Here is a 14,508-nt window from a genome sequence, read left to right as displayed (position 1 = left end):
CCGTGCCTCTCAGGCGCTCGCGCTCCGCGCCCCACCCGCATCCGCGTCGGCTTCTGTTTCCTCGGACTCCGGTGTCAGGGAATCCTCGGGCACGGCCCCGGTCACCGGGGTCTCCCGGGGGGCCGGGGCTCCCGCCGTCGCCGCTTCCTGCAGCACCTCGGCAAGCCCTTCCGTGGTCAGCACCATGCTGACGGGGCCCGAACTGTTGAGGCACAGGCTGTGTCCCGGAGGAATACGGCTGAGCAGCTCCGCGGCCGGCAGTCGTTCGTACCCCAGACTTCCGGCGGCCTGGAGGTAGCGAGGGGAGGTGTAGACCGGGACCACCGCCGTACCGTCGGGCGCCGAAGCGCTGACCGGTTCGCCGTCCGCCGTGACGAGCACCGCGATCTCGGCCCTGGCCAGGGCTGCCGTGACGTCTTCCACGGGGCCGTACCCGGTGGTGGCGAGCTGGATGGCACGGTCCACGTCATCGGCGGGCTCCGGCCAGCCCATCGCCTCGGGGGAGGGCCTGTAGTCCTCGTTGTCCTCCCACTCGACGATCTCGCCCTCGGAGTCGGAACGCCACTGACCGACCACGGCCCACTCCGGCGGCGGGCCCTCCCCCTTCCAGGCGGGATCGGGCAGGTAGAGCCAGTGGTCGGGTGCAAGTCTGGCGGCCTGCAGGAATTCCTCGGGAGGGGCGGGGTCCAGGGGGGCGGCGGGGGTTGCGGCGCCGAGCTCACTCATCTTGTCCTCGCTTGCTGGGGGTACCTGAGCCGGTGTGGGGGCGTGCGGCGGCCCGGGCCGGGGCGCCGGGTTCGGATTCCCCGGTCGCCTCCGACCACCGGGCCCGCAGATCGTCCGCCGGGACGAGCAGCGCGGCCGGCGCGGAGGCGCTGAGGAACATCACGTCCCGGCCGGGCGGCAGCCGGTCGAGAAGGTCGGGGAGCGCCATCGTCACATGCGCGGGCAGGCGGTCCGCCGATGCCCGTGGGGGCACCGGGAAGACGGGCACCGCGAGCGCACCGCCAGGTGCCCGTGTCCAGGCCGGCTCTCCGTCCTCGGCCACGCACACGGCCACGGCGCCGGCCTCCGCGAGTGCCTCGGTGACGTCCGCGTCCGGACCGTAGCCGGTCGCGGCCAGGTGCACGGCGGCGTCGGCATCGGTGACCGGAGGGGCCCAGCCGAGCGCGGCGGGCGAGGGGCGGTAGTCGGGGTTCGCCTCCCACTCGACGATCTCGCCGTGCGTGTCGGTGCGCCAGCGTCCGAGTACGGCCCACGGGGGCGGGGGGTCGTAGTCCTTCTCGCCGAGCCAGTGCTTGTCCGTCACCGACAGCCAGTGCTCAGGAGCGGTACGGGCCGCCGCGACGACGTCCTCCGGCGGCACCGGGAAGTCCGGCTGGTCCCTCCCTACGGATACGGACGGACGCGCGGCCACGTCGGCGGGCGCGGCGCCGGAAACGGGTATCGGCCCGCGGGCGGCATCCGGCCGTCCGTCAGAGGTCGGCATGGGGGTCGCTCCATACGGTCACGCCGCGCGGATGCCCGGCTCGCAGACGAAGACACGAGGACATCTCATCACTCCTGTGCACGGCCGTCGTTCCCTGCCCCGGCTCCGGCGGCCTTCCGGTTCTCCTCCGCCTGCCCGGTCGCCTCCAACTCGGCCAGCAGCGCCCGGGCGTGTTCGTCCGGGAACAGCCCCTCGCGGGCGACGAAGGCCCGCAGCTCCTCCTCGGTCAGCGGGTACACGTCCCAGTACCGGCCCCAGTTGTTCACGTAGACCGAGGCCGCCGAGCGGTCGGATTCGTCCAGGGCGTGCTGGGCTCCGGTCATCACCTCGTGGAAGCTGTGGTGACCCATACCGACCATGATGCTCACCAGCCCGGACCTGATGAGACCGAGGTCCACGGGCACGCCCGCGAGCCGGGTCAGCCGGGCCACGTGCGTGATGATGCGGTCGGCACTGCCCGAGGCGCCGGTCAGCACCAGATCACCGGAGTCCTCGGAACGCGCCTGGAAATCCGCGGCCATCGGCAGGGTGTGCGTCATCCCGGCGGGCGACCAGAGCAGGGCCCCGTCCCGGACCGCCAGGCGCCGTTCGGCCGGGCTCAGTGCGGGCCAGACCTCGTGGGGCCGCAGCGGTGTCCGCAGAAGCGCGTCCAGCTCCTCCATCTCCTGTTCCTCGTCCTCGGGGTCCGGACCCGCCGCCAGGAGTTCGGCACGCTCGCGCTCGTAACGCCTGAGCTGCTCGCTCCGGTGCCGGTCACGGCGCTCCAGCCCGATCACCGGATGCTGCGGCTCGACACCTCCCATCAGGTACGGGATGAGGTTCCTCGTAACGCCGTTGAACAGGAACGTCACCCGCTCACGCAGGTTGCCGGACTCCACCACCCGCGCGAGTTTCTCGTACGAGGTCCCGACGGACCCGGCGTCCTCGCCGCTCCTGCTGTCGAACTGCCGGTAGTCGGTGCCGTTGTGCAGGGCGACCGCCCAGAACGCCCGCACGACCTTGCCGAACTCGTCGTTGATCTGCTGGTTGTCACCCAGGTACGCGGCGAGCCGCTGCTCGAAGTACAGGGCCTCCTGCGCGTAGCGGACGCGTGCCAGGACCCAGGGAGGCGCGGCGAGTCGCCCGGCCTCCCCGTCGGGCTCCGGGGAGCCGGCCGGCTCGGTGTCCCCTCGGGAGCCACCGGGCACCGGGATGCCCTCGCGGTCCGTGGAAGGTTCGCGCCTCTGCGGCAGCGGCGCCGGGTCGTCCTCCCCCGACAACAGCGGCCGCGGATCGTCGTCCGGATCCGAATCCAGCGACAGGGTCGGGAACGATTCGAGCACCGGACCCGCGAAGTCCGCGTCCACGACGGACGCCCCGCCGCTTCCGGTGTGCGGCGCGAAGTACGGGTTGGGGACGTACGGCCCGACCGGCATGCCGTACGCCATCGGCTGCACGCCACGGATGTACCGGCGGTCGATGCCCCCGGGGAAGAGCACCTCCTCCTGGTCGGGGAAGGGCGAGGCCAGCCCCAGAGTGGCGTTCACGTCGATGCCGCCGGGGACCTCCATGTCGTAGCGCCAGCGGTAACGGCGGTACAGCGCCTCCGCACCCATCGGGTTGGCGCGGGCGCTGTCGCGCACGTAGTCACGGTTCGCGGTCGCGCTCGCGAAGACGGTGTCCGGAACCAGGGCGCTGCCGCCGTAGACGTGGTCGATGAGATGCACCATCTCGGGCCCGTACGGCTTGAGCCCCTCACGGAAGACCTGCTCGGGCCCGTCAGGACTGAAGCGGAACAACGGGCCGTCGTGGTCACGCCACAGAGCGTCGGGGAGCGTACTGCCCGCCAGCGCGGCCGGGTCGGCCGCGACGACGGCCGGGTCGACGGGCGGGGTCGGGCTCACCGGTCCGGTGGCGGGCCAGCCGACGGGTACGGGCTCGGCGCCCCCGTCCGTCAACAGGCGTGAGGAGGCGACGAGTCCACGGCCGGGCAGGTACCAGTCCCAGGCCGGCCCCTCGGAGTACACCCGCCCGGCCATGTCCGTGACACCGCCGGCGGACGGGCCCTCGGGGTTGTACTCACCGCGCAGCCCGAGCGACGGGATGTCGGCCACGAACACGTGGAGGTCCGCATCGTCCTGGCCGTAGCCCCACACGGTGTACCGGTCGGTGGCCACGGCCACGGGGAACGCCTCCAGCGTCTCCTCGTACCGGCCGTCGAACTGCCCGTCCGCGGAATAGGGCAGGGCCTGCTGCCCCGTCGAGGCCGTGCCGGCGGCGGGCGCGGTGGTCGCGTTCCACTCGGCGGGCCGCGCGGTGTCCACCGGGCCCGGAGCGACGGACGGTCCGGCGGACGGCATCTGCGGGACGGTCCGGTGCCAGGTGCCCGGCCGCCCCGCGTCAGCGGCGAGAGCCGTCACGACGCCCGGCCGCGTCGTGCCGCCCTCGGACACCGTGAACGCGCCGTCGTAGCTCCATACGGTCCGGTCGTTCGTGAGGGAGAAGTTGCGCTGTGCGCGCAGCTGCCCTGTTCCGATGCCGGGCACCAGCAGGGCGAGGGGGCGGTGGTGGTCGGTCAGCGGCAGGTCCGGGTCGGCCTCCAGCAGTGCGAAGAACTCCCGCGGGGTGACCTGCACGGTGCCGCCCGGCAGCCGCAGGACCACCGCGCCGGCGTCGTTCGTGTCCGCGTACACGAAGTACGGACCGGCGGCGCCCTGCTGGGTCCACGGGGCGAACTCCAGGGAACCGGTGTCTCCGGCGGTGCCGGTCCTGGCGGTGTACAGGCGGGAGGGATCCAGTCCGCCGGGGGTCGGCGTGGGGCCCCAGTTGCGGCCCTGGAGGGGCCCGCCGGGCGTGCGGATGCGGCCCTCGTCGGCGAACGCCCCCAGCGTCTCCAGGTGGAAGACGGCGAGTTCACCCGGGTGGCCGGAGTTCCGCCCGGTGGCGAAGGCCTGTTCGGTCAGCTCCCTCAGCCTGGCCTCCGTGGACGCGTCCCACCCGGCCTCGGCGGGCAGGTGGAGCGCCGCACGCCCCAGTTCCTCCCGCCGCGCGGGGGTCCTGGTGTCCAGCAGCTGTGAGGCGCCGGTCATCGCCCACAGTGCGCGGGCGTACTCGCGCGGCGTGAGCGGACCGGCGGGCATGCGCAGCACCGCCCGCACCGCGGTGTCGCCGCCGGTGGCGATCCTGTCCAACGCGTCCCGCAGCGCGGGCGCGTCCCATGCGTCGGTGAGCGCCGCGTCCCCCGGTGCGGCCAGGGCGCGGTCGAGCACGGCCTCGAAGTCGGCGGACCCCGGGGCGTTCCCGTCTGGCGGCGACGCGAGGAGCTGCCACATCTCCATGCGCAGCGGGGTGAGCGTGCTCAGCGCCGGGTCGTTCGCCCGCAGTGTCTCCAGTGCGCCGATCCCGCGCAGCAGCCGCTCGTAACGGCCTCCCGGCACACCCCGGTCGGCCTCGACCCCGTTGCCGAAGACCTGCCGCAGCGCCCGTACCAGGCGCAGGGCGCGCGGCCCCTCGTCGTCCCAGGCGGGAAGGCCCGTGCGACGTGCGAGCGGGCGCAGGCCGGCGGCCTCGGCCAGCTCCGCCGTCGAGTCCACCGGTTCGGGCAGGAACGTCTCCATGCGTGCCAGGGTGCCGTCGGGCGTCGCGGCGAGCAGCCGCGTGGTGTCGTTGTAGCCGGTCCTTCCGGTGGCGGCGGTGGTGGTGCGCCCGCTGCTGTTGGCGGCGTGCTGCGCGAGCGCGACCTCCTCCAGGGGGTCCTCGACGAGCGGCGCGGGCCTGATGAGGGACTGCGGACGCAGCGGGTCGCCCGCCACGGCGCCGTAGCAGCTCGCGACGTGCAGTTCGTCCCCGGCCGCCCGCTCGACCACCTCAGGCAGCCCGCCGATGTAGCGTCCGCCGTCCTCGGCTCCGAGCAGCAGCACCCGGCCGTCCTTACCGGCCAGCTTCAGGCCGCCGGGTACTCCGTGGGCGTGGAAGGTGTAGACCGACGCCTCCGGGTCCGGGGCGGTCTCCTCGGCACCGACCGTGTGGAACGTGTCGCCCAGGCGCAGGACGTGCGCGCGCTCCCGCATGCCCCGGTACAGCCTCAGCCGCCGCTCCCGCAGCCGCCTGCGGCCGTCGTCGGGCATCGACTCGCGGCCCTCGAAGCGCTGGTCCGACCCGACCAGCGGACGGGTGTCCACGTCGCTGTCCCGGAACCGGATGCCGTCCACCGTGACCCACTCGCGGTCCGGAGCCGGACCCGTGCCGTGCGACGGCGGGTCGAAGGGCACCCAGTCGCCGTACGCGTCGCCGGGGTCGGAGTCGACGAGCGACGGCACGTGGACGGCCGGCCCGGCGGCAGCTACGTCGGCCGTGGCCCCGGTCCCGGGGTCCATGAGGCGTCCGTCGCCGCTGGGCGCCCAGACCCTGCGGCCCAGCCGTGCCGCGACGGCCCGTGCCAACTGCCCGTACTGGGCGCCCGCGTACGGGCTCACCAGCACCACCGGCACGTCGAGCGGCAGCGATCCCAGGACGGGATCGGCTGCCAGCAGGTCGGCCACCGCCTGCGGGTCCAGCTCCCGGCCGTCGGCGAACAGCGCCTCGTCGTAGCCGCCCTCGGCCGCCACCACGTAGGCCCCTTCCCCCCAGGGGGCGGTCTCCTCGGAGACCTGCCGCAGCTCGCCGCCCCGCTGTTCGTGGAGCTGGATCCGCGTGGCGTCGACGCTCCTGATGCCGGAGCCGGTCCAGTCGCGCCCGCGCGGAGCGCCCAGGGCGTCGCTCATCAGCGTGTCGCCGGACAGCAGCGGGTCCGAGGCCGCGTCGGCGGAGTCCGCGGACGGGAGCGGGTCCGTGGACCACGACCGGGACGTGTCCGAGGAGGAGACGGGTGAGGCCGGGGCCGAAGCCGCGCCGGTACCCGGGGCGAAGGCCCAGTCGGGGTCGGACGGCGACGTGCGCGGCGGGAGGGGGTCCTGCGGCCCGGCGTCCGTGGCCGGGTCCGGGATCGTGGAGCCCCGTCCCGCGGCCCGGGGCACCGGGGCGGGGAGCGTGCGGGGCGCGTCCCCCGGAGCGGTGTGCCGGACCGGGCGCGCCGTGTGCCAGACACCGCCCCCCGGCACACCTCCCATGACGGCCGAGTAGTGCATGGTCAGCACCGGCTGCCCGGAGTCCCCGGTGCCGGACAGGTCCGCCGGGAAGTCGGTCCACCACACGGTGCGGCCCAGCCGCTGGGCGAGCCGCTCGGCCACGTCGCCCGCGTCGGCGGGCGGTCCGGTGAACGCCAGGACGAGGGGGGTGGTCAGTTCCCTGCGCGTCAGCATGGGGTCGTGCGCGAGCAGCTCCACGAACTCGCGGGTGGGCACGGCGGCCGTCCCACCGTCGTAGGTCAGCCGGAGGAGCTCCGGGTCGTGCGTGTCAGGGGCGACCCGCACCAGGTACGGGACCTGCCTGCCCCCGCCCTGCGTCCACGGCGCGTCCGTCACCACGGCGGACGTGCGGAACTGCGCCAGATCCACGTACGACTGCGGCTGTCCGCCGGTGAAGTCGCGGCCGAGCCCGCGGGCGGCGCCCTGCACCGTGCGCAGACCGGACGTGGCGTACACCCTGGCCTCATCCAGGTCGTGCACCGCCGCCACGTCGGGGTCGGACGCCTGGCGGCCCACCGCGAAGGCGCGGGTGAGCAGGTCGAGTGCTTCTCCGAGTTCGTCGGGGCCCGGCCGTGCGCCGGGTGTCAGATGGAGGACCTGCGCGACGAACGCGTCCCGGTCCGGGCCCGGGGTGTCCAGCGTCTCCTCGGCCTTGACCCGGGCCCAGAAGATGCGCGACCGTTCGGTCTCGCCGACCTCGTCGGAGTCGATGTCCAGGGCGGTGGCTGCCTCCTCCTCGATGTCGGCGTCCTGCGTCCACTGGGCGGCGGCCTCCACGGCCCGCAGGTCCACGAAGCTGATCAGCGGATCACCGGGCCACATCGCCCACTGCTCGGCAGCGGCGGCCAGCACACGTCGGGCGGCCTCCTGGTCCACACCGGACGCTGCGTCCGGGTGCGCCTGGACCACCCGGCGCAGGAGGTCCAGCGTGAACGGGCCGGCGGTGTCGAAGTCGGAGTCCGCGTGCCATATGTGATCCACCGCGGCGGCGCCGCGCAGCAGGTCGTCGAAGTCGGGCGCGTCGTCCGCGTCGTGCCCGAACGTGAGCCGCAGCGCCCGCACCAGGCGCAGCGTCCTCGTACGCGCCTCCTCCGTGACGTGGCCGTCGCCCGTGCTGAATCCGGCGACCGCGGCCAGACGGTCCAGCTCGGCGTCCGCGGGCTCCGGACGGAACAGGTCCCATGCCCGGTGCCGTCCCTGCGCGTCGGCGAACAGCGTGCGCGCGTAACGGCCGTTGTCCGACTGCGTCCCCTGCGAGCTGTAGGCCAGGCGGACGGTGCGTCCCGTGGTGTTCGCCACGTGCTGCCCCATGGACACGTCGCGCAGCGGATCGGGAACGAACGGGCCGGGGAAGGCGTCGCCCACGCTGCCCGGGGCCGGCACTGCACTGTCCTTGGGTGCTCCGCTCCAGCAGACCACGAGGTCGATCCAGTGGTCCTCGGGCAGGCTCGCCAGGCTCTTGCGGCGCTTGAGCCACGGCCCCGCCTCCCGCTCGTCGACCGACCGGACGGTGCCGTCCCTCATCGCCAGTTGGAGGCGGCCGGGTTTGCCGTGCATGTCCAGACGGTAGGCGGTGTCCTCCGGGCCCGGGCGCGGCAGGTCGTATTCCTGGGACGTCTCCTTCGTGGCCGGGTAGTAGTGCACGAACGTCGTCATCCGGTCGAGATGGCGGCCCTCGTCCTCGAAGTCCTTCGCGTATTCGGCGGGGTGGTGCGAGGCACGCCCGATCTGCTTCCCGCTGAGCGCGCTGACGATGGGCCTGGTGACCACGTCGCGGTGCCAGGCCGGTGCGTCGTCGTCGGGGTCGGGCGCCAGGCCGGGCGCGCTCGCGATCCAGTCGCCCTGCGGGACGCCGGGACGCCGGACGGTGTCGATGGTGCTCGGCGCGCCGGGGGCCGAGCTGAGCATCGCCTCGCCGCTGTGTGCCCAGACCGTCAGGCCGGTGCGGTCCGCGAGCTTGCGCGGCAGGTCGAGGTAGCCGTCCCCGGCGAAGGGGATCGCCAGCACGATCGGCGTGCCCTGGGCGAGCCTTTCCTGTGCCACATCCGCCGCGACCAGTTCCACGAACTCGTCGATGTCCAGCTCACGCGTCGAATCGTCCGGCAGCCGTGCGTCCACCCGGTCGTGCTCCCCGTCGGCGGCCACGACGTACGGGGTCGCGCCCTGCGGCCAGGGGATCCGCGCCGTGCCGAGTACGCCGTACGAGCCGGACGGAGTGGCCTTCAGCACGTCGCCCCGGGTGGTGTCCAGCTCCGCGACGGCGTCGTCCTCCCAGTTGAAGCCCGGTACGCGGCGGCCCTGGACGGTGAAGTGGCGCGCGCGGCCCGGCGCCCGCACGCCCAGCTCGGTGAGGTGGAAGGCTCCCAGCGCGGCGAGGCTCGTCGCCGTACCGGCCGCCGTGGCCCGTTCCACCAGCGCGAACAGCTCTGCGCGCAGGTCCGGTCCCGCGCTCGCGCCGGAGTCCAGGTGCAGTACACGACGGGCGAGCGCGTCCACGTCCAGCGGACGGCCGCGCAGCGAGGGGTCGCGGCGGCGCAGGCTGTCCAGCGTCTGCACCGCTGCCGCGTCCGGCGACTGGGAGATACCGATCGTGGCCTGCCGGCCCAGCTCGGCCCGGGTCACACCGTCGAGCGCCCCCGTGCCCACCCAGTCACCGGGGGCCCGTGTCAGGCTCCTCGCCCCGACCGAGAAGTCCGCGGCGGTCAGACGCGGTTGGCCGGCGGGGCTGTCCTTCTGGAGGTCGTCCAGCGCACGGGCCAGCAGCCGCTCGAACAGGGCACGGGCCGCCTGTGCGCGCCGCCTGCCCGCCGAGGCCTGCTCGTTGACGTGCGACGAGCCGTCCGTCCGGCGCGCGTCGGCGCCGTAACCGGTGACGGTGATGCGCGGCAGCGTCGCGCCGGCCCGCTGGTTGCGCAGCCCGGCGGCGGCCACCTGGGACGCCAGCCGGCGCAGGGTGTCCGCACCCTTCGCCGACGGGGTCGTCTCCCCCGGCCCGTACGCCACCAGGGCGCGGGCCGGCAGGACAGGCAGCGGCCGGGCCGCCTGCGGAGCGGCCGGGGCCGTGTACACCGGTGTGGTGGGCGTCGGCACCGAGGTCGTCTCCACGCCCTGCATGGGGTCTCCGGCCGAGGAGCGGGACTTCACGGGGGAGGAGGCCGCCGCCGTGGGGCTCTTCCCGGACGACGGCGCCGCGGGCAGCGGCGGCTCGACGGGACGCGGGCCCTCCTGGGTCCCGGCCGGGTCGACGGGCCGTGCCTCCCGCCAGTCGGCGACCGTCGGGCTGGTCAGGGTCATCAGCGAGTCGACGAGCGTGGGCACCGCGACGCCTGCGTCGTCCCTGCCGGACAGGTCCGCCGGGAACGGGCTCCACCACACGCTGCGGCCCAGCCGCTGGGCGATCACCTCCGCGACGCCGGGCGCCGGGCCGCCGAGTCCGGTCAGCATCAGGAGGACGGGGACGGTCAGCTCCTTTCGAGTCAACTCCTCGTCCGCGGCGAGTAGTTCGGCGAACTCCGCGGCAGTCACCTCGTAGGAGGCGCCGTCGAAGTTCACCTGGACGCGGCCGTCGTCCTGGAAGCCCACGTCCGCCAGGACCAGGTGCGGGACGGGCTTGTCCCTGCCGTACACGTCCTGCCCCGCCCACGGGGCGTCGGTGAGTCCGCCCGGCGTACGGAATTCACCCAGTTCGGGCCGGGACCCCGACAGGCCCGCCCAGTCCCGGCCGCCGCCCGCGGCGGACCCCATGGCCGTGGACACCGAGGACCGGCCGAAGGCGCCGCGCGCCTCCAGGTCGTACGCGGCGGCCACGTTCGGGTCCGTCATGTTCCGGCCCGCCGCGAACCCGCGCGTCAGGACCGTCAGTGCCTCCTCGCGCAGTGTGCCGTTCACCTCGGTGCCGGGGTCGAGGTGCCGGATCCTCGCGGTGAGGACCTCGGCGTCCGGGCCGGCCAGCGTCTCCTCGGCCTTGACGCGCGCCCAGAACATCCGCGCCCGCTCGGCGTCGCCCACGTCGTCGGGGCCGGAGAGCCGCAGGGCGGCGACGGCCGCCTCGCCCACCACCACGGTGTCCTGCAGCCACCGGGCCGCGGAGTGCAGCACCGGCAAGGCGACGAACCCGCTCACCGGCAGGGAAGGTGCGTCCTGCCACGCCTGTGCGGCTGCGGCCAGTACCCGGCGGGTGACCTGACGGTCCACTCCGGAAGCGGCCTCCGCGTGGGCGGCGATCACCCGGCGCAGCAGGTCCGGGGAGAACGGGCCGGTCCCGCCGAGGTCCGGATCGGAGTGCCACATGGTGGCGAGCGCACCGGCTCCGCGGATGAGGGTCGTGAAGTCGGCGGCGTCCTCCACGTCGTGGCCCAGGAGCAGCTTCAGGGCCCGCACCAGGCGCAGCAGTTCGGCCCGGCTCCCCGGCGACGGTTCACCCGTGAACCCGGCCGTCGCCGCCAGCCGGTCCAGCTCGGCCTCGTCGGGCTCCGGACGGCTGGTGTCCCACCACCACCGCTGTCCGCTCGCGTCGGTGAACAGCACCCGCACGGGGTCGTCCTGGTAGGTGAAAGCCCCCTGCAGGGCGTGGGACAGCCGGACCGTGCGCCTGGTGACGTTCGCCAGGTGCTGTCCCAGGGACAGGGCGTCGTCCGAGAGCGGATCGGCGGCGAACGGTACGAGGAAGGAGTCCCCGACCTGCGAGAGGTCCTGCACGGCGCTGTCCTGTGGCGCCGAGGAGTAGCAGACGACCATGTCGATCCAGTGGTCGCCGGGCAGACTCGACAGGCTCTTGCGGCGCCGCAGCCACTCCCCCGCCTCGTGCCGGTCGGCGGTCCTCGACCCGCCGCCGGCCAGGGGCAGCATCAGGCTGCCGGGCAGCCCGTGGCCCGCCAGGTGGTACGCCTTGTCCTTCGGTCCGGGGTCGGCCAGCGGAAGCTTGGCGGAGTACGTGCCGGTGGCGCGGTTGAAGTGGACGTACAGCGTCATCTGGTCGAGACGGTTGAAGTTGTCCTCGCGCGACGACTCGGTGAGCTCGCCGGGATGGTGCAGACTGCGGCCGATCTGCTGCCCGGTCCGCGCGCTCACGATGGGCTGGGACAGCACGTCGCGATGCCAGTCCGGGGTGCTGTCGTCCGCGTCGGGCGCCAGGCCGGGCCGGACCGGGACCCACGAACCGTGGGGCATCCCGTCCCGCTGGATCACGGCGACGGTGTTCGGCGCCGCCGGATCGGGGTTGCGCCGCGCCAGGCCGCTGTGCGCCCACACCGTGCGGCCGGTGCGCTCCGCGAGCTTGCGCGGCAGTTCCAGATGCCGGTCGCCCGTGAACGGGACGGCCAGCACGATCGGGGCCACGGCCGGCAGGCCCTGCAACGCCGGGTCGGCCGCGACCAGTTCGATGAACTCGTCGGCGTCGAGGTCCCGCGTCGTCCCGTCGGGCAGCAGTGCCGTCACCGTCTCGTGGCTGCCCTCCGCGAGGACGGTGTACGGGGTCACGTCCCACGCCCAGGGGGCGAAGTTCGTCATTCCACTCGGAGCGAGCCCGCCCGCCAGATCCTCCTGGAGGTCGTCCACGAACAGGCTTTCCATTTCGGCGACATCGGGCCCGGCCCAGTTCAGGCCCGCCGCCCGGCCGCCTCCCATGGTGACGTACCGGGCGCGGTCCGCGGCGAGTACGCCCTCCTCCTCCAGGGCGAACGCCGTGAGGGAGGCCAGGCTGCCCGCCCGCCCGGCCGCGAGCGCCCGCTCGACCGTCGTGTACAGGTCCCTGTGCATCTCCGGGTCGACGAGCACGGACGGGCCGAGGCGGCGGACGCGCCGGGTGACCGCGTCCAGGTCGAACTCCCCGGCGCGCAGCGTGCGGTCGTCGCGGCGCAGCGCGTCTAGGACCTCGACCGCCGCCGCGTGTCCCGGTGAGGTGAGGGCGATGGTGGCCTGCCGGCCCAGGTCCGCGCGGCTCACCAGGTCGGACATGGCCGCGGTGCCGCTCCGGCCGGGCAGGCGCGCACGGCCACGGAACGTGATCTTGAAGTCCCTCGCGGACAGTCGCGTCCGTCCTTCCGGCAGGTTCGTCTGGAGGGCGCGCAGCGCGTCGTCGAGCTTCCCGAAGAACAGGTCACGCGCGGTCCGCGCGCGCCGGTCACCCCTCTGCCGGGCGGCCTGTTCCCGCTGCTGCGCGGTGCCGGCCTGGCGGGCGTCCGCACCGTACCCGGCGATGTCGATCTTCGGCAGGGGTACCCGCGTGCGCAGGTTGCGCAGACCGGCCTTCGCGACCTGGAACGCCAGCCGTTCGACGCTCTCCCCCGCGCCGGCCGAGGGACGCGTCTCCCCCTGGGCGTACGTCACGAGGCTCAGCCGGGGCAGGGGGGCGAGCGGCCGCGCGGACGCGGCGGTCACCGGTGCGGCGAACACCGGCAGGCCGTGGGCCGTGTCCAGCGCGGTCATGTCCGGGCCGGTGGGCTCGGGACCGGTCATGTCGAAGTCGAAGTCGAAGTCGAAGTCGCCGGAGTCGAGGCCGTCCCAGGCCGACATGTCGAAGTCACCGAAGTCGATCGGGCCCAGATCGATGTCGTCCACCATCGACAGGTCGAAGTCGGTCATGTCAGCATCGGTCCCCGACTGCGCCACCGGCACCGGCGCCGGATCCGTGGCGGGTGCGGCCGCCGGGCCCGGTTCCGTGGCGGGCGCGGTCCAGCGCTGCCGCAGGCCCAGGCCGGAGCGGAGATTGTCGGCCAGCTCCGTGGCGGAGGCCGGTGCGGCCCCGGCGCCGGTGCCCGCGTCCAGCAGGTGGCCGGCGACCCGGCGCACCGCGTCACGGAAGCCGTCCCCGGCGTACCGGAAGTCGGCGAGGACCGCGTGCGCCTCCGCCGGCAGCACCAGGATGACGGCGGCGTCCCAGGCACGGGTGGCGTCAGCCGCGTCCGTGCCCTCGGGTACCGCGTCCGCGAAGCGGGCGTACGCCTGCGCCCACAACCGTCGTGACACGCGCGCGGCCACCGTGCCCGTCGTGCCCGTCCAGGCGTCGGGCCGCGCCATCCACACCCGGACCAGGTCCAGCGGCGACAGTTCACCCGCGGGCAGGCGGTCGTCGCCGCGCAGCATCATCTCGGTCCGCTGACCGACGGAGGGCGCGATGCCCACGGCGTTCAGCTCCTGCAGGCTGACGGTCTCGCTCTCGGCGGGCCGCGGCGGAGCCTGCGGCAGGTCCGCCTCGGTCACCTGGTCCGCTACCCACCGGCGCTCACCGGTGTCCCTCGGTACGGCCGGTGCCACGTCGTCCTTGTCGGAGCCGGTGTTCCGCGCCGCCCCGAGCGCGTCCGGAGCGACCCCCAGGGCCCACAGCCGCGCCTCGGCGTCCTCCAACCGGTGGCGCGCCTCGTCGACGCCGGCCCAGGCGTCTGCCACGGCCGTCCCGTCACCGCTGATCCGCTCCGTCGTCGCGGCTTCGGCGGCGGCCTCGCCGAGCGCGGTCAGTGTTCGTGCGTGGGCGTCCCACGCCGCCTCGTGCTCCGCGGTGACATCGGCCGCCCCGGCCGTACGGAGTGATGCCGAGTTGGTCGCCGTCGCCGTGACCGTGGTGCCGGAGCCGTCGCCACGCCGGTCCGCCACGTCGTAGTGCCGCGTCAGTGGCTGGGGCCGGCGCGCCTCGATGTCCTGGGCGTCATCGGCGTACAGGCCGACGATGTCCCCGTAGCTGTCGGTGTCCTGCTCCGGCCCGACGGAGCTCCATACCGTACCGGCACCGTCCTGGCCGGACAGCGTGCTCAGCTCGTACGCCTCCTCCTCACCCGGCAGGCCCGGCAGCTCGCCGTCGACCGGGGACGGGGGCGATGGGAGGGAAGCCGGGTCCTGATGCGGCAGGGGCGGAACAGGCGGCGTATGGTCCGGGACCGACGGGACGGGAGCGGCGGAGGAGACCGGCGGCGCGGCGGG

The 14,508-nt window shown here is 74.4% G+C and carries 3 protein-coding genes (1 of these 3 cut by a window edge); all 3 read right to left on the bottom strand.

All coding sequences use genetic code 11. From position 1 onward, the window contains the following. Nucleotides 1–9 precede the first annotated feature (9 nt). The gene (locus ACF1FZ_RS26975; RefSeq protein ID WP_391775981.1) at nt 10–726 is read right to left on the bottom strand and encodes a type VII secretion system-associated protein; all 717 of its coding nucleotides are present in this window, start codon (nt 724–726) and stop codon (nt 10–12) included. Continuing rightward, nucleotides 719–1,489, bottom strand: coding sequence for a type VII secretion system-associated protein (locus ACF1FZ_RS26970; RefSeq protein WP_391775980.1), 771 nt, complete (start codon nt 1,487–1,489; stop codon nt 719–721). The genes ACF1FZ_RS26975 and ACF1FZ_RS26970 overlap by 8 nt, the downstream gene beginning before the upstream one ends. A 68-nt stretch (nt 1,490–1,557) precedes the next feature. Continuing rightward, nucleotides 1,558–14,508, bottom strand: partial view of a lonely Cys domain-containing protein gene (locus tag ACF1FZ_RS26965; protein ID WP_391775979.1) — the 3' portion only. It continues 18,960 nt past the right edge of the window; 12,951 of the gene's 31,911 nt are visible here — the last part of the coding sequence; the start codon falls outside the window, past its right edge; its stop codon occupies nt 1,558–1,560.

Source organism: Streptomyces sp. NPDC014623, from assembly GCF_043088245.1.
Classification (GTDB): Bacteria; Actinomycetota; Actinomycetes; order Streptomycetales; family Streptomycetaceae; genus Streptomyces.
The sequence above is the reverse complement of the archived record's forward strand: the minus strand, read 5'-3'. Positions and strand labels throughout refer to the sequence as shown.

What these genes read in the sequence shown, in the direction of transcription:
- ACF1FZ_RS26975 (WP_391775981.1), bottom strand. Translation starts at nt 726, where the DNA reads ATGAGTGAGCTCGGCGCCGCAACCCCCGCCGCCCCCCTGGACCCCGCC.
- ACF1FZ_RS26970 (WP_391775980.1), bottom strand. Translation starts at nt 1,489, where the DNA reads ATGCCGACCTCTGACGGACGGCCGGATGCCGCCCGCGGGCCGATACCC.